This window comes from Paenibacillus sp. FSL H7-0350, from assembly GCF_038593195.1.
Classification (GTDB): Bacteria; Bacillota; Bacilli; order Paenibacillales; family Paenibacillaceae; genus Paenibacillus_AQ.
On the sequence record NZ_CP151972.1, the window covers coordinates 5,692,515 to 5,707,793 of the forward strand.

Below are 15,279 nucleotides of genomic sequence, written 5' to 3' on the forward strand. Positions count from 1 at the left end.
TGGTATGGCTTAGTATGGGGCGTCAAGGGTTTTTCTAGCCGGATGCATTATTTGAGAGTCATGGGAAAAAATAAGGCTGCTCAGCTTGCACAGACCCATAGCGAGAAGAGGAGGCAATATGGACAAGGAGTATTATCGCTGGAGTGATGCCCTATCGGAGCAGGACATTCCGGCAGAGGCGGTCAATTGGGACAACATTATTGCCGGTCCGGAGGATGCCGGACTGGATGAGGATGCAGGACTGCTGGATGCCGATGCAACGATTGGGGAGCTTCCGGCGGAAGACGACGACGAGGAATAGGGAGGCAAGAAAAGAATGGATATAACACGTGCGCAGGATATTTACGCTTCCAAGGACAAAATCGCGGTGCATCTCGATGGTGAGCCGGTCTGGATTGAGCATGTTGATTCCGCTAACGGCATGGCAACAGTTCAGGTAGGCTCCCGGCCGACGAATACGCAGACTGTGGGTGTTGAGCGCCTGGAGGAGCAGGGGAAGTAGCGGGTAGAAGATGCAGGGGCGTAAAAGTAACTCAGCATTGGGGCAGGACCTTATTGGCGGTATGATTAACGCCGGAGGCCCTGCTTTTTGGTGTGTTGGCTGTTGGCTGATCCTCTAACTGGTGCATGGAGCGCTATATGCTTGTTTTAGGCGGTGGCGGTGAGCGTGAAGAGGGAGCGTGGGGCGGGTATGATGTGCAGAAGTGCCTGTGAATTTGAGGAAGGTGGGGGCTTGGAGCGGCGGCTTCAGGGGGGCGAGTTGGGAGGAAGATGTTGAGCGGACTGGAGTGCTTTTATTTGGATGAAACTCTTCGTTTTGTGGACCCGACCGGACTCAGTGCTCTTCTGTCAATAAAGTGGACGCCCAATTAAACGACTGTCTGGTAGTAAAGTTGCTCAAAACGCACTGGCGACATGTATCCCAGAGTACTGTTGGAACGCTTACGGTTGTAAAACAACTCCAAATACCAGTATAGCTTTTGGTATGCCTCTTCCATGGTTTTAAACTTTGGATGACTGTAAATCAACTCGCGCTTCAGAATGCTGTGGAACGCTTCTATACAAGCATTATCGTAGCAGTTGCCCCTGCGGCTCATACTCGCTTTCATACGATAGGTTTGGAGCTGTTTCCGGTAATCCTTGGAGGCATACTGAGATCCTCGGTCGGAGTGGTGTATCAGGTCCTTCCCAGGCTTTTTCGCCTTGTAGGCCTGCTTGAGGGCGTCTAGAACCAGATCTGTGGTCATCCGGTCACTGAGCTTCCACCCCACAATCTGTTTCGTATACAGGTCCAGAATACTCGCCAAATAGAGTTTGCCTTGGCGACATGGAATGTACGTAATATCGGCCACCCATTTTTCATTTGGCCTTGTGGCCGAAAAGTCTTGCTTCAGTTCATTGGGCGCGATCGGCAGATTGTGATTCGAATCCGTGGTCGTGACCCGATATTTACGGGCCATACACGAACGTATCCCTTGCTCGCGCATGAACAGGCCGACGGTACGCTCGGAGACCTTCCAGCCCTCCTTTTGGAGTTCCCGATGAATCCTTGGGCTGCCGTAGGTGCCCCCTGAATCCTGGTGATACCACCGAATACGCTGAATCAGCTTCTCTTTTCGCTCGAGGCGTACCGGCTGCTCTGCCGCACGCCATTTGTAGTACCCGCTTCGGGATACCTTTAGGACCTTGCACATCTTCTCCAATCGAAAATCCGAGCGGTGATCTTCGATAAACTGGAACCTTAGTTCTTTTCTTTGCTGAAGATGTGCAGCGCCTTTTTTAGAATGGCCAGTTCTTCTTTCAGGTCCTCGATTTCACGTTCTTTGCGGTGATTCTCCGCTTCGGCATCCTTAAGCGTCTGTTCAATCTGACGCATTTTCTCCGGATGGTGAATGGCCTCCTGCTCGAATTGGCGGTACTGAGAGATCCATTGGTGAATTGTACTCTTGGGGATATTCAGCTCCTCACAGATATCCCCTATACTCTTGGTCTGCTCCTGCACATATTTCACCGTCTGCTTCTTAAATTCTTCATTGTATCGTTGCCGTCGTTCCCCCACATTGGACACCTTCCTTCGTTAAGCCTATTATCCAGTGTCTCTTAACGTGGCGTCCACTTTTTATTCTAATTGCACAGATGTCGTTAAGTAACCCATTCGGCGTAACATTTGGCTCAAAATTGGAAGTTAACGGCTTCTGGGTCCGCAACAAGCAGCAGAATGATATTTTAAGCCAAATAGCGGCTTTTGGGTCCGCCGAACTCCCAACACTCCACTCATCCGCCACCACGCTCATCCGTCACCTCACACACCGTCGTCCCGCTCATCCGCTACCACGCTCATTCGTCACCACGCTCATCCGTCACCTCACACACCGTTGCCTCGCTCATCCGCCACCACTTCATCCGGCACCACGCTTATTAGCACAACACACCCCAGCACTCCCCTTACCCGCCACCTCCGCCAGCAACCTTCCTTACGTCTTCCAACGGGCAACGTCCCTCTAATTATAGCTGACACAGATATTGACGCCGGCGTGGTGACCCCCTATATTTGGAAGAAGAATTTTGACGAAAAGAGATGATGGAAGTGCGTCCGATATTGCTGGGTGTATGCTCGGCGTTGTTTTTTGCGGTGACGTTTGTGCTGAACCGGAGGATGGAGCTTGCGGGAGGAAGCTGGGCCTGGAGCGCCTCGCTGCGGTACTTGTTCACGCTCCCGCTGCTGCTGGTTATTGTAGCCGGGAGAGGGAGGCTGAAGCCGCTGCTGGCTGCGATGAGAGAACGGCCGGGGTCTTGGCTGCTGTGGGGCACTGTCGGGTTCGGCCTGTTCTACGCGCCCATCTGCTTCGCCGCTGCCTATGCACCGGGCTGGCTGAGCGCGGGAACATGGCAGATCACGATTATCTCCGGTTCGCTGCTGGCTCCGTTCTTCGGAGAATGGGTCAGCGGACCGGGAGGACAAGTATACATAAGAGGTAAAATCCCGCTGCGCGGGCTGCTGCTCTCCCTGATTATTCTCGCCGGAGTAGCGCTGCTGCAGGTGGAGCAGGCGCGGCAGCTTGCCCCATCCCAGGTCCTGCTGGGCATTGTCCCGGTACTTATCGCTTCCTTCGCTTATCCGCTTGGAAACCGTAAGATGATGGAGCTGTGCGGCGGCCAGCTGGATGTATTCCAGCGGATTCTCGGCATGACGCTTGCCAGCCTGCCCTTCTGGCTGGCTGTCGCTCTGTATGGTATGGCAGATACAGGCCTGCCCTCCTCCTCGCAGGTAGGACAATCAGTCATTGTTGCACTCAGTTCGGGAATTGTGGCTACGGTGCTATTTTTCCGGGCTACCGATCTGGTCCGGGATAACATGAGCAGTCTGGCAGCCGTGGAAGCGACCCAGTCACTGGAGGTGCTGTTCGCCTTGCTGGGGGAGATGCTCCTGCTGGCCTCGCCGCTGCCTTCCCTCCTGTCATGGGCGGGGATTGCGGTCATTATTGGCGGAATGGTGCTGCACAGCCTATTCTCCAGGCATCCGGGGAAGCCTGCGGCGTTTCAAGCGGCCTCGAGGGACTAACAGCGGCTGTTGCGGTGCAAGTAGCATACCGATATAATTAAGGATATTGTTAACCGTTAAGGGACTTCAAAAAGGTGGTAGTTGCAGCTTTGGATAATAATACACAAACGGTGTTTACGTACCGTTCATTCAGCCTTCAGGATACGGAGGCACTTGCCGCCGCCATTGCTGCTGTGTCATCGGAAGGGATGGTCATCGGCCTTGACGGAGATTTAGGTGCAGGCAAAACGGCGTTCTCGCAGTGCTATGCGCGCCATTTAGGTGTGGAGGGCATTGTGAATAGTCCTACTTTTACCATTATCAAAGAGTATGAAGGACGTCTGCCGCTGTATCATATGGATGTATACCGGATATCGCTGCAGGAAGCGGACGAGCTGGGGCTGGAAGAGTATTTCTATGGCCATGGTGTGAGTCTGGTGGAGTGGAGCCGAATTATCGCCGACCTGATGCCGCCGCGGCATCTCCATATAGAGCTGAAGACCGCCGGCCCGGATGAACGGGAGATAACGGTGACCGGAATCGGAGAGTCTTACGGCGAAGTGTGCCGGATGCTGATCCAGAAGTGGGGTAAAGAAACATGACGAACTCGAATAATGAGCCGCGTAAGCGGTTTTTGGCGCTGGATACATCAACGGCAGTTCTGGGAGTGGCCGTGACTGGCGGCGGGGAGCTGCTGCATGAGATTAATGCTTCCGGGGAGCGGAATCATTCGGTTCATCTGCTGCCTATTATTGAGCAGGCGCTTCAGGCGTCTGCGACTACGGCCGATACAATCGGCGGAATCTCGGTCGGGATCGGCCCTGGCTCCTATACCGGAACACGGATTGCTGTGACCGCAGCGAAGACGCTGGCCTGGGCTTGGAACGTTCCGGTTACTGGCGTATCCAGTCTGCATGCGCTGGCCTGGGGCGGATACCATGCGGCTTCTAGGCTTGGCACGTCAGGAACAGACTGGATCATTCCGCTGATCGATGCCCGGCGGGGACAAGCGTACACCGCTGTATTCGCGGCGGGTGGGGACAAGCCGCCCCGGCGGCTGGCACCGGATGCTATCCGGCTGATGGCCGACTGGGTGCAGGAGCTGGCGGTGCGGCTGAAGGAAGCCGCAGCTGAGGGCAAGCTGCCGGACACATTGTGGTTCGTAGGCGAGACGGCGCTGCACGGAAGTGCGGATATACTGGCTCCGCTGATGGAAGCCACGAATGCCCGGGCGCTGCCTTATGAGCTGGAAGGACGCTGGACCGGATTCCTGGCGGAAGCGGGCCTTTATGAGGAGAGCGGAGATCTGCATACGCTGATTCCCAACTATACGCAGCTGTCGGAGGCGGAGGCGAATCTGCGCCGCAGCAGCGAAGGGAGCCTGAATACACGATGATCGAACCGGAACGTAGACCAGCTCAGGGGGCTGAGCTTGTTTTTCGCCTGATGCGGCTGGAGGATGTCCCTGAGATACTAGTGATTGAGCGGGAGGCCTTTACCATGCCTTGGACGGAGGAAGCCTTCCGCAACGAGCTGACCCACAATCATTTTGCGAAATATATGGTAATGGAGCTGGCAGGGCATATTATCGGCTACGCGGGAATGTGGGCGATTGTCGATGAGGCGCATGTCACTAATATTGCACTGCTGGAGGCCTACCGGGGGCGTAAATGGGGCGAGCGGCTGCTGGACGAGCTGATGAGAACGGCAGCTTATCTCGGCATGCAGTCGATCACGCTTGAAGTACGGGTCTCCAATGAGGTGGCCCAGAATTTATACCGCAAAAAAGGCTTCAAGCCTGCGGGTACCCGCAAGGGCTATTATTCGGACAACCGCGAGGATGCGCTCATCATGTGGGCCGATCTGCCGGAGTACGGGGAGCAAGCTGTAACGGAAGGAAGCGTGGACTTGAAATGAAGACAGACACGGGCGTAAGGGAGCCTGTATTGATTCTGGCGATTGAAACCAGCTGTGACGAGACCTCTGTAGCTGTAGTGAAGGATGGCTGTGAGGTATTGTCCAATATTATTTCCAGCCAGATTGAGACCCACCGGGCATTCGGAGGTGTGGTGCCAGAAGTGGCCTCCCGCAAGCATGTCGAAGTGATTACGCTGGTCATTGAAGAAGCCTTAAGCGTAGCAGGCGTGGGTCCGCAGGAGCTGACAGCAGTGGCGGTAACGCAGGGTCCGGGGCTGGTGGGGGCGCTGCTGGTGGGAGTCGTGGCTGCCAAAAGCCTGGCGCTGGCCTGGGGCAAGCCGCTCATCGGCACGCATCATATTGCCGGTCATATCTATGCCAACCGGCTGGTCAAGGAACTCAAGTATCCTAACATGACGCTGGTGGTGTCAGGGGGACATACGGAGCTGGTGCATATGGAGCGGGAAGGAAGCTTCCGGATCATCGGGCGCACGCGTGACGATGCCGTCGGCGAAGCGTACGACAAAGTGGCGCGGGCCCTGGGCTTCCCATATCCGGGAGGGCCGCATGTGGACAAGCTTGCGCATAAAGCGGAAGAAGCCTTCACTCTGCCGCGTGTGTGGCTGGAGCCGGGCTCGTACGACTTCAGCTTCAGCGGCCTGAAGTCTGCGGTGCTGAATGCGGTGAATCAGAGCAAGATGAAGGGGCTTGTGCCGGATGTCGCGGCTATTGCGCGCGGCTTCCAGGAATCTGTTGTTGAAGTGCTGGTCGAGAAGGCGATCCGTGCTGTCCGGGAATACCACGCGGAGCAGCTTCTGCTCTGCGGAGGGGTAGCGGCGAATAAGGGGCTGCGCGAAGCACTGACCCGGCGCTGCGGGGCAGAAGGGATTGAGCTGATTATTCCTCCACCCGTGTATTGTACGGATAATGCGGCGATGATTGGTGCCGCTGCTTATGTGAAATGGAGACATGAAGGCGGGATTCCGCTGGATATGGTAGCCGATCCCGGCTATTCGCTGGAGAAATGGTCGGTATCTGCCTATTGACTTTTGCAGAAGCCGCCGGGTATAATCAGTTCAATTCAATTACTTTATATTTGAACAAACGCAATGATCGGAAGCAGTAAGGTCACTCCGGGATAAGAGAGCTGCGGGAAGGTGCGACGCAGTCGATGGAGACCTGAACTCGTCCGGGAGCGGAGCGGTGGAAGCAGGGAGCTCTTTGAACAGGAGCACTGGCCGGTACAGGATATAATCCGGCGACCTTAGGTACATCGTTACGGTTAACCTCCGTGAGAGGGTGGTCAGTCAGGGCTTGGCGGAGTGGAAACATTCCGGAACCCTTGCAGACATGGAGTGGGTATCGCAGAACAGCTGGAAGGTTAGCGGGTTCGGATATCAACAAGAGTGGTACCGCGACAGTGAACAGCCTGTCGTCTCTTGAATGAGACGGCAGGCTTTTTTGTGTACATTTTTGAGAAGTTTATAGGAATGACACGCGAGGATCGGGAGCAGTAGACGGCTAAGGTGAGCAGAGAGCTGCGGGGAGGTGCGACGCAGACACCAGAGGCCGGCGAATCTCGCCCGTGAGCGGAGCGGCGGAAAGAGCTACAGGTACGCTGCTACGGATGTCCCCGTTACCGGACTATTCAGACTTTAGAACTTCCGTTATCGGGGCTAAAGAGATCTGATACTAAGCTGGACGCAGCCAGGACTTCTGTACATCAGGAAGCCTATGCGTCAAAAAGAGTGGTACCGCGGAGGGCTGACCCCCCGTCTCTTTATAAGAGACGGGGGGTCTTTGTGCTTTTTAGGAGGCAGCCTTCCATTAGATAAACCTAATTTGAGGAGGAATTACGATGATCATTCCGGTAAAGAAACGAATTCAGATTTTTGACACGACGCTACGCGATGGCGAGCAGGCCCCGGGAGCCAGTCTTACTCCTGAGCAAAAGATTATTCTGGCCGGCAAGCTGGCGGACCTGGGAGTGGATGTCATGGAGCCGGGGTTCCCTGTATCCAGTCCGGGGGATTTCGCTGCAGTGGAGACGATCTCCCGCAAGATTCAGGGCGTAGAGATCTGCGGCTTCGCACGTGCCGTCAAGGGGGATATCGATGCTGCTGTACGGGCCACCCGGGATGCCGCGCGGCGGCGGATTCATCTGTTCATCTCCTCCTCCGACATTCACCTGCGCCATCAGCTGCGCATGAGCCGCCCTGAGGTTGTAGCGGTTGCCAGAGAGATGACGGCTTATGCCCGCCAGTTCTGCGATGTGGTAGAATTCACTGCAATGGACGCTGCGCGGACGGGCATCGACGATCTGATCGAGATGGTCGAGGCGGTGATTGAAGAGGGCGCTTCGATTATCAATCTGCCGGACACAGTGGGTTATGCGCTGCCGCAGGAATACGGAGAGATGTTCCGGCGTGTGCGGCTTGGGGCCAGGGGCGGAGACAAGGTTATCTACAGTGCCCATTGCCACAACGATCTGGGCCTCGCCGTAGCGAACAGTCTGGCGGCTATTGAAGGCGGCGCCACACAGATTGAGGTCACAGTCAACGGTGTGGGCGAGCGGACCGGCAACTGTGCGCTGGAGGAGCTGGTCATGGCGCTGGAGACACGCGGAGACTCTATCGGCGCCGAGACTGGAATCGTGCTGGATAAGCTGTATGACACCTCGCGGATGATCAGCGGGGCGATGCACTTCCCGATTGCCTTCAACAAGCCGGTGGTCGGGCGCAATGCCTTCCAGCATGAATCCGGCATCCATCAGGACGGTCTGCTGAAGGACCGCAGCACCTACGAGATTATGGACCCGGAGCGGCTGGGCATCCCGCGCAGCATGATTATCCTCGGCAAGCATTCCGGCAGGCATGCGCTGAAGGACCGTGCTGCGAAGTACGGCATTGCCCTGGATTCGGCGGAGCTGGACGCGCTCTACGAATCCTTCAAGGAGACGGCTGACCGCCAGAAGGCCGTCAGCGACGATGAGCTGCTGCGGATGGTCAGCAGCACTACGGGACAGCAGGCGCAGGTCTATGCGCTCGGCGAGGTCCAGGTCCTGGCCGGCAGCGCGCCGCGCCGCGTGGCTGCAGTGACAGTGCGCCATCTGCAGAGCGGCGCAGAGACGACCCAGACCAGCACCGGAGACGGTCCGCTGGAAGCGATCATTGCCGCTATAGGGCAAGGGATTGCTGAGGATATCCGCTTCGACGGGCTGGAGCTGCATTCCCTCGGCAGCGGCGGGAATGCCCAGGCCGAGGCCGCCGTAATGGTGGAGTGGAAGGACACCAAGTTCCGGGGCACGGCCATCCATCATGATATCGTGATGGCCGCAGGCATTGCTTATATCGCCGCCTGTAATGCGGCGCTGCTGTCGGAATCGGAGGTGCCCTCTCCGGGCTCAGCGGTGAATAGCTAGAAGCTGGAGACCAAAGAACAGAGCGAGGTGGCCTCGCAGGTTCAACGCTTTTTCAAGAACCGGATGCCTCTGCCATGTCATCGACATCGGCAGGGGCATTTTTGCTGTCAGGGGCTAGCAGGACGGCGTACGGCCAAATGTATACAGAGAACCGAACACAATTTGCTGGCGGCAAGTGGGCATACAAAATCGCCTAAACCTAACATGATTTTTGCCCCGTGCGGCATTTGTCAAGCTGTGGACAACGTTATCCACATATTCCGCACGAGTTGTGTAAAAACCGTGTAAAATCAGCAATAACGCCTTTTTTACGAGCAGCATAAACAGGAGGTTATGCTCTGAAACAGAATTGTGAGAATTGTGGATAATGTGGATAATTCGGTGGATAAAAAGTCCTTGACAAGCAAAGTAGCCATTTTACGCATGAAAAAAGCCCCGAAGGGCTAATTTTAGGCGATAGTTATGCACGGAAACTGTGGATGGGGCTGTGGATAACCAGATTTGAACAAATTGGAAACTGTTAAAATTTTTTTTGAACCGTCTTTACATTATTCCTCAGCCAGTTTCTCCCATTCGCTAAATAAATCTCCCAGCTTGCGTTTTTTGTCCTTCAGCTCACTTTCGTGCTCCTGAAGCGCCATATAATCCTGATACACCTCAGGTTTAGTCATTTCATGCTCAATCTCCGAGATGGATTCCTCCAGCTTCGCGATATTCTCCTCCAGTTCAGAGATACGGCGCTGGCGGTTCCGCTCCTCGCGTTTGGCCTGTTTCTCCGCCTCATAGGAGAGGGAACTACCCTTTTCCGCCGCTATCGCTTCGTTGTCGGCACTGCGGGAGGACTTGGCGGCGGCCAGCTCGGCTTCCTCTTCGGCAATCGCTTTGAGCTCGAGCTTTTTCTCAATATAGTCGTCATAATTGCCCAAATACTGATCAATTCCGTCCGGGTGCAGCTCAAGTACCCGTTCAGCCATCTTGTTGAGGAAATAACGGTCATGGGAAATGAACAGCAATGTGCCTTCAAAATCGATCAGGGCCGATTCGAGCACCTCGCGGCTGACGAGATCCAGATGGTTGGTAGGCTCATCGAGAATCAGCATATTGGCTCCGCGCAGCATCAGCTTGGATAGGGCCACCCGGGCCTTCTCGCCGCCGCTCAGCGCAGCTACCTTCTTAAGTACATCCTCTCCGCTGAACAGGAAGTTGCCGAGAATCGTACGGATTCTGGCCTCCTCCAGCATCGGATATTCACTCCACAGCTCCTCAAGCACAGTATTGCGCGGATTCAGCCGGGTCTGCTCCTGATCATAGTAGGCGATCTTCACCTTGGTTCCCCAGTTCACGGTTCCGCGGGAAGGCTCGCGGGTGCCGGTCATACATTGCAGCAGTGTGGACTTCCCGATCCCATTGGGCCCGATCAGCGCCGCTGTCTCGCCGCGCCGCAGCTCGAAGGAGGCATTGCGGAAGAGCGGTGCAGCCTCCGGACTGAAGGAGACAGCGACCTCCCGGACTTGGAGCACCTCCTTGCCGGACATGAAATCAGGCTCGAAGGAGAAGCTGGCCTTCTTCAGGTCGCCCAGCGGCTTGTCGATGCGCTCCATCTTGTCGAGCGCCTTGCGGCGGCTCTGTGCCCGCTTGGTGGTGGAGGCCCGGACAATGTTGCGCTGCACGAAATCCTCCATCCGCGAAATTTCATCCTGTTGCTTCTCATACTGCTTCATACGGATCTCGTATTCCGCAGCCTTCAGCTCCATATACCGGCTGTAGTTGCCAGTGTATCTGCGCGATTGGTGCCGCTCAATCTCCACGATGGTCGTCACCAGGCGGTCAAGGAAATACCGGTCATGGGAGACGACCAGGATGCCGCCGGCGTAGCCGCGCAGATAATCCTCCAGCCAGGTGAGCGTCTCGATGTCCAGATGGTTAGTGGGCTCATCAAGCATGAGCAGATCGGGCGCTTGAAGCAGGATGCGGGCCAGTGCCAGACGTGTCTTCTGGCCTCCGCTTAAGGTGGAGATTGGAGTATCCGGTGCGAACTCTCCGAAGCCCATCCCGTGCAGCACGCTGCGGATACGCGTATTGATCTCATAGCCGCCGTGATCCTTGAACCAGTCGGAGCGTCTGGCATAACGCTCCAGCAGATCCTCATAACGCTTCGGATCTTCGGCAAGTGCCGGATCGGCGATATCCGTCTCAAGCTGCCGCAGCTCGGCTTCCGCCTCCAGCAGCGGCGCAAATACCGCGAGCATCTCTTCCTGTATGGTGTTATCCGACTGCAGGCCGCTGTTCTGGGCCAGGTAGCCAATCGTAGTCTCTTTAGACTTATGAATTTGTCCGCTGTCATAAGACATCTCACCCGCAAGGATCTGTAGAAAGGTCGATTTGCCTGCTCCGTTGACGCCAACCAGCCCGACTCTCTCCCTCTCATTCACCATGAGGCTAATGCCGTCCAGTACGCTTTGTATACCGTATGATTTCGTTATTCCTGTCGCTTGAAGAAGCATTCTGATGAAACCTCCGCCCTTGCAAATTGGCCTCGGCGGCTTGCGCCCAGGCGATTGTCTAATCTTATTCTCCAGTTTACATGAAAAAGGTTGGGCATGCGAGGTCCATTCTTCTAACAAGGGGAATGAATCAACCTTGGCGAACCGGTGAGAAGAGTGGTAAACTGAGCTTACAAACTATGATAAGCTAGGAACAAGTGAAGGAGGAGGCTGCCTATGCAGGACCGCAGCATGCAGCTTGCCGGGCGGAAGCGTGAGCTTCGCGCCGGGAATACCGCACTCCGCGATGCCTTGCCCATGGAGCAGCGGGAGCTGTTATCCGCCCGGGTATGCGCTCATGCGTGGAGCTGGTTCGTGCAGGAAGGCGCAGCTTCACTGCTTGCTTATGCCCCGCTGCGCTCCGAGCTGGATTGCCGTCCGCTTCTTGCGGCGGCGTGGGCGGAAGGGCATGAGGTGCTGCTTCCCCGCGTCAACCGGGAGAGCGGGGACTTAAGCCTTCACCGGGTAAGCTCATGGGATGAGCTTGTCCCTGGAACCTACGGGATCATGGAGCCGCCAGCCGGGAGTGCCGGACTTGCCGGGTCCATCGCGCAAGCAGGACGGGGAACCGGCTGGCCGGAGGTCATCTTCGTGCCTGGACTGGCCTTTGACCGGCGGGGCGGGCGCCTCGGCTACGGACGCGGATATTATGACCGCTTGCACACTGCCTTGGAGGCCGGAGTCCCCGGCACGGCTGCCAAGCCTATGTGGATTGGTCTGGCCTACGGCCTCCAGCTGGTACCCGAAGTACCGCTTGAAGAGCATGATGCCTTAATGGATCTGCTGATTACGGAGAACGGCATCTGGGATTGCCGGAAGGAGAGGGCTACATGGAATTAACTCATTTCAACGAGCAGGGCAGAGCCCGCATGGTGGATGTGAGCGACAAGGAAGTTACCAAGCGGACAGCGGCAGCCAGAAGCCAGGTACATATGGCCCCGGAGACGCTGAGCGCCATTAAGGCGGGAACGATCCGCAAGGGCGATGTGCTTGCGGTAGCTCAGGTTGCAGGAATCATGGCGGCGAAGCAGACCTCCAGCTGGATTCCCATGTGCCACCCGCTGCCGCTTACCGGAGTGGATATCCGCTTCATGGATAACAACAAAGATGAACTATATATAGAAGCAACCGTCAGCACTACCGGCAAGACCGGGGTGGAGATGGAGGCGCTCACTGCCGTATCGGCAGCGGCGCTGACCGTATATGATATGTGCAAGGCGCTGCAGAAGGACATGATTATCGGACCTACGATGCTGGTGTCCAAGAGCGGCGGCAAGAATGGGGATTACGCGCTGGAAGCAGAATAGATCAGCAGCAGGGAATGATACAGCCGAAGGCGCAGCGGCAGCTGCTTCAGCAGCCGGACATACATAGTACATAGAGAGGGAGGGACAACCTATGGCGTGGAAAACAGCAATCCTGACAGCCAGCGATAAAGGGGCCAGGGGCGAACGGGAAGATACGAGCGCCCAGGTGATTCGGGAACTGGTGGAGGAGGAGCTGGGCGGCGAGATCATTGAATACCGGATCGTGCCTGACGAGCAGGATGAGATTATTGCTGCACTGATTGAGCTAACGGATTATTTCCAGGCGGATCTGGTGCTGACAACCGGCGGAACCGATCTGGCCATCCGCGATGTTACGCCGGAGGCGACGCGGCGGGTCATTGAACGCGAAGTGCCCGGACTCTCCGAGGCGATGCGCAGTACGGTGATGCAGAAGAACCGCGCAGCTATGCTGTTCCGGGGAATCTGCGGGATCCGCGGAAGAACCCTGATTGTCAATTTGCCCGGTACCCCGAAGGGGGTACATGAGAATCTGGCAGCGATTATGGATCAGCTTCCGGAAGCACTGTTGATGGTTACGGGACAATACCGCCAGTAACTGGGTTCTGCCCTAATTACTTTTGTCTAAATCGTTCAGGATAGACGATGGATGTGTGATATAAGTTATGGTATTATTATTTTATCGTTAACTATTGTCATGAACGGACAGAAGGATGGGAGGAAACCGGAATGTTAGGTGGTATTGGCACACCCGGAATTATCTTGTTGGTTATCTTGGCGCTGCTGCTCTTCGGTCCCAATAAGCTTCCTGAGCTGGGGCGGGCAGTCGGGCGTACCTTCCGTGAATTCAAGGACGGTGCGCGGGAGATTGTGAACGAGCCGGAACCGGCCAAGCGGAGCGAGTCACCTGCTCCTGCGGCCTCGCAGGCAGTGTCAGCAGAACTTCCGCAGGACCGCCGTCTGCCGGAATAATTTTAAGGTTCCCACGCAGGGGCGTCTTTCCCAGGTCTGCTTTAGACCGGGGCGGCGCCCTTTTTTTGAAATATAAGAATTTATATGTTTCACATGATAAATTATCCTTCTATTTCTCGCTGAAACGGTACCGTCCTTTAATAGGACGGCATAGCCGTTTTCACTTGAAGAGAAGAACTTGTATGTATATCAAGCGATAACTTATCCATTGCTAATATGTCAATCCGGGTGGTGTCAGTCATGTCTCTGGAAGCGGAAGAAATGTCCCTCGTCGATCATCTGACGGAGCTGCGCAGACGTCTTATCTACGTGCTGATCGTGTTTGTGGCCGGACTTGTGCTCGGCTTATTCGTCGCCAAACCAATCTATCTGTATCTGATCAGCGCCGACGCTGCGCAAGGCTTTGTACTGCATGCGTTCTCCTTCTGGGACGGGATAGGGATGTATATGAAGATCGCCATGGCGGTCTCGCTGGTCTTCTCCGTGCCGTTCATTGCCTTCCAGCTATGGGCATTCATCAGCCCCGGTCTGCGTCCTGTGGAGCGGAGTGCTGCCCTGCGATATGTGCCTTATGTGTTTGTTTTGTTTATTGCCGGCATTGCTTTTGCCTATTACATAGTATTCCCTATGGCCTTGTCCTTCACCATTTCGATTACGCGGAATATGGGGCTTGAAGAGACCTACGGCATCGCTGAATACTTCAACTTCCTGTTCAGTCTGGTGATTCCGCTGGCCCTGCTCTTCGAGCTGCCGCTGATTGTCATGTTCCTGACCAAGCTTAGGGTGCTGAATCCGCTGCGTCTGCGCAAGATGCGCCGTTATGCCTATTTCGCGCTTGTGTTCATAGCTGTGGTTATTACGCCGCCTGATTTCATCTCGGACTTTCTGGTGACGATTCCGCTGCTGGTGCTGTATGAATTCAGTGTGTTCCTGTCCGCATTCGTCTACCGCAGGCAATTGGCTGAGGACGCTAAGCGGGAGGCACGATATGTGAAGGCAGATTAGTGGGAAGGGGGCATAATATGCCCCTTGGTGGATAGAATGGAGTAGAGTGTGCGCCCAGACAAGTGCTGAAACCATAATTTTGGCAAAAACAAATACGATTTTGTGTAAAAGGACTTGAAATCCGTCTTCAAGTTGAGTATCATAAAAATTGTTGTTAGCACTACAGAGGGTTGAGTGCTAACGCTGCTGAAAAACCGGGATTGGCCGGAGCAGCTTTCCGTAAGAGATGCTGATGGCGCAGATCCCCGCAGCTCAATTTATGTTTTCAAGGCAAATCACATAATTTCAAAGGAGGCTATTTTTTCATGATTAAACCACTAGGTGAACGCGTATTGGTAGAACCAAGCGAGCAACAGGAAACTACTTCTTTCGGGATCGTGCTTCCGGACTCTTCCAAAGAGAAGCCGCAAGAAGGTACTATTATCGCTGTAGGCAGCGGAACTTTGAAAGACGGAGTCCGTGTAGCGCTGGAAGTGAAAGAAGGCGACCGTGTGCTTTTCTCGAAATATGCCGGAACTGAAATCAAATATGAAGGCAAAGAATATCTGATTATGAAAGAAAGCGACATCCACGCTATTCTTGACTAGTCTTAAG

General features: G+C 55.2%; 17 protein-coding genes and 2 other annotated features. Of the genes, 14 read left to right on the top strand and 3 right to left on the bottom strand.

Translation table 11 applies throughout. From position 1 onward, the window contains the following. Positions 1 to 118: 118 nt before the first annotated feature. Entirely contained in the window at positions 119 to 301 is a 183-nt protein-coding gene (locus NYE24_RS25795; protein ID WP_036693705.1) for a hypothetical protein, read from the top strand. Between the two features lie 15 nt (positions 302 to 316). After that, positions 317 to 502 carry an H-type small acid-soluble spore protein gene (locus tag NYE24_RS25800; RefSeq protein WP_036693706.1) on the top strand — a complete coding sequence of 62 codons (186 nt, stop codon included), beginning with the start codon at positions 317 to 319 and terminating at the stop codon, positions 500 to 502. Positions 503 to 869: 367 nt separating this feature from the next. Here the strand turns inward: NYE24_RS25800 and NYE24_RS25805 are convergent, their stop codons facing one another. Further along, positions 870 to 1,730: an IS3 family transposase gene (locus tag NYE24_RS25805; protein WP_342479201.1), complete on the bottom strand. Its 861-nt coding sequence runs from the start codon at positions 1,728 to 1,730 to the stop codon at positions 870 to 872. An 11-nt stretch (positions 1,731 to 1,741) separates the two neighbouring features. Then, positions 1,742 to 2,059, bottom strand: a complete 318-nt coding sequence (locus tag NYE24_RS25810; RefSeq protein ID WP_342477004.1) for a transposase — start codon at positions 2,057 to 2,059, stop codon at positions 1,742 to 1,744. Positions 2,060 to 2,587: 528 nt separating this feature from the next. Here NYE24_RS25810 and NYE24_RS25815 point away from each other — a divergent pair. The 6 genes from NYE24_RS25815 to NYE24_RS25840 all read left to right on the top strand — a co-directional run bounded on the left by NYE24_RS25815 (position 2,588) and on the right by NYE24_RS25840 (position 8,879). Beyond that, positions 2,588 to 3,562, top strand: a complete 975-nt coding sequence (locus NYE24_RS25815; RefSeq protein ID WP_342479299.1) for a multidrug resistance efflux transporter family protein — start codon at positions 2,588 to 2,590, stop codon at positions 3,560 to 3,562. A 110-nt stretch (positions 3,563 to 3,672) separates the two neighbouring features. Beyond that, the gene (gene tsaE, locus NYE24_RS25820; protein ID WP_342479300.1) at positions 3,673 to 4,143 is read left to right on the top strand and encodes a tRNA (adenosine(37)-N6)-threonylcarbamoyltransferase complex ATPase subunit type 1 TsaE; all 471 of its coding nucleotides are present in this window, start codon (positions 3,673 to 3,675) and stop codon (positions 4,141 to 4,143) included. Next, positions 4,140 to 4,937 carry a tRNA (adenosine(37)-N6)-threonylcarbamoyltransferase complex dimerization subunit type 1 TsaB gene (gene tsaB, locus NYE24_RS25825; protein ID WP_076157165.1) on the top strand — a complete coding sequence of 266 codons (798 nt, stop codon included), beginning with the start codon at positions 4,140 to 4,142 and terminating at the stop codon, positions 4,935 to 4,937. The genes tsaE and tsaB overlap by 4 nt, the downstream gene beginning before the upstream one ends. Beyond that, complete coding sequence (gene rimI, locus NYE24_RS25830) at positions 4,934 to 5,458, top strand: ribosomal protein S18-alanine N-acetyltransferase (RefSeq protein ID WP_076157168.1); 525 nt, start codon at positions 4,934 to 4,936, stop codon at positions 5,456 to 5,458. The genes tsaB and rimI overlap by 4 nt, the downstream gene beginning before the upstream one ends. After that, the gene (gene tsaD, locus NYE24_RS25835; RefSeq protein ID WP_342477005.1) at positions 5,455 to 6,504 is read left to right on the top strand and encodes a tRNA (adenosine(37)-N6)-threonylcarbamoyltransferase complex transferase subunit TsaD; all 1,050 of its coding nucleotides are present in this window, start codon (positions 5,455 to 5,457) and stop codon (positions 6,502 to 6,504) included. Before rimI ends, tsaD begins: the two co-directional genes overlap by 4 nt. 54 nt (positions 6,505 to 6,558) lie before the next feature. Next, positions 6,559 to 6,901, top strand: a binding site (T-box leader). Positions 6,902 to 6,949: 48 nt separating this feature from the next. Next, positions 6,950 to 7,241: a binding site (T-box leader), on the top strand. Between the two features lie 75 nt (positions 7,242 to 7,316). Next, positions 7,317 to 8,879: a 2-isopropylmalate synthase gene (locus tag NYE24_RS25840; RefSeq protein WP_036693714.1), complete on the top strand. Its 1,563-nt coding sequence runs from the start codon at positions 7,317 to 7,319 to the stop codon at positions 8,877 to 8,879. Between the two features lie 548 nt (positions 8,880 to 9,427). Here the strand turns inward: NYE24_RS25840 and NYE24_RS25845 are convergent. Continuing rightward, a complete protein-coding gene (locus tag NYE24_RS25845; protein WP_036693715.1) occupies positions 9,428 to 11,383 on the bottom strand; it encodes an ABC-F family ATP-binding cassette domain-containing protein in 1,956 nt (651 codons plus the stop codon). Positions 11,384 to 11,599: 216 nt separating this feature from the next. On the opposite strand from NYE24_RS25845, the gene NYE24_RS25850 reads away from it, so the two are divergent. The 6 genes from NYE24_RS25850 (at position 11,600) to groES (ending at position 15,272) form a co-directional block, all read left to right on the top strand. Continuing rightward, the gene (locus NYE24_RS25850) at positions 11,600 to 12,262 is read left to right on the top strand and encodes a 5-formyltetrahydrofolate cyclo-ligase (protein ID WP_076157171.1); all 663 of its coding nucleotides are present in this window, start codon (positions 11,600 to 11,602) and stop codon (positions 12,260 to 12,262) included. Further along, complete coding sequence (gene moaC, locus NYE24_RS25855; RefSeq protein ID WP_036693719.1) at positions 12,253 to 12,729, top strand: cyclic pyranopterin monophosphate synthase MoaC; 477 nt, start codon at positions 12,253 to 12,255, stop codon at positions 12,727 to 12,729. The genes NYE24_RS25850 and moaC overlap by 10 nt, the downstream gene beginning before the upstream one ends. 91 nt (positions 12,730 to 12,820) lie before the next feature. Continuing rightward, on the top strand, positions 12,821 to 13,306 hold the full coding sequence (locus NYE24_RS25860; RefSeq protein WP_036693720.1) for a MogA/MoaB family molybdenum cofactor biosynthesis protein: 486 nt from the start codon (positions 12,821 to 12,823) through the stop codon (positions 13,304 to 13,306). 131 nt (positions 13,307 to 13,437) lie between these two features. After that, positions 13,438 to 13,680 carry a twin-arginine translocase TatA/TatE family subunit gene (tatA, locus tag NYE24_RS25865; protein WP_036693722.1) on the top strand — a complete coding sequence of 81 codons (243 nt, stop codon included), beginning with the start codon at positions 13,438 to 13,440 and terminating at the stop codon, positions 13,678 to 13,680. Between the two features lie 240 nt (positions 13,681 to 13,920). Beyond that, the gene (tatC, locus tag NYE24_RS25870) at positions 13,921 to 14,685 is read left to right on the top strand and encodes a twin-arginine translocase subunit TatC (protein WP_076157173.1); all 765 of its coding nucleotides are present in this window, start codon (positions 13,921 to 13,923) and stop codon (positions 14,683 to 14,685) included. A 305-nt stretch (positions 14,686 to 14,990) separates the two neighbouring features. Continuing rightward, positions 14,991 to 15,272 (top strand): co-chaperone GroES, encoded by a 282-nt coding sequence (groES, locus tag NYE24_RS25875; protein WP_036693725.1) that lies wholly within the window; start codon positions 14,991 to 14,993, stop codon positions 15,270 to 15,272. Positions 15,273 to 15,279: the final 7 nt, after the last annotated feature.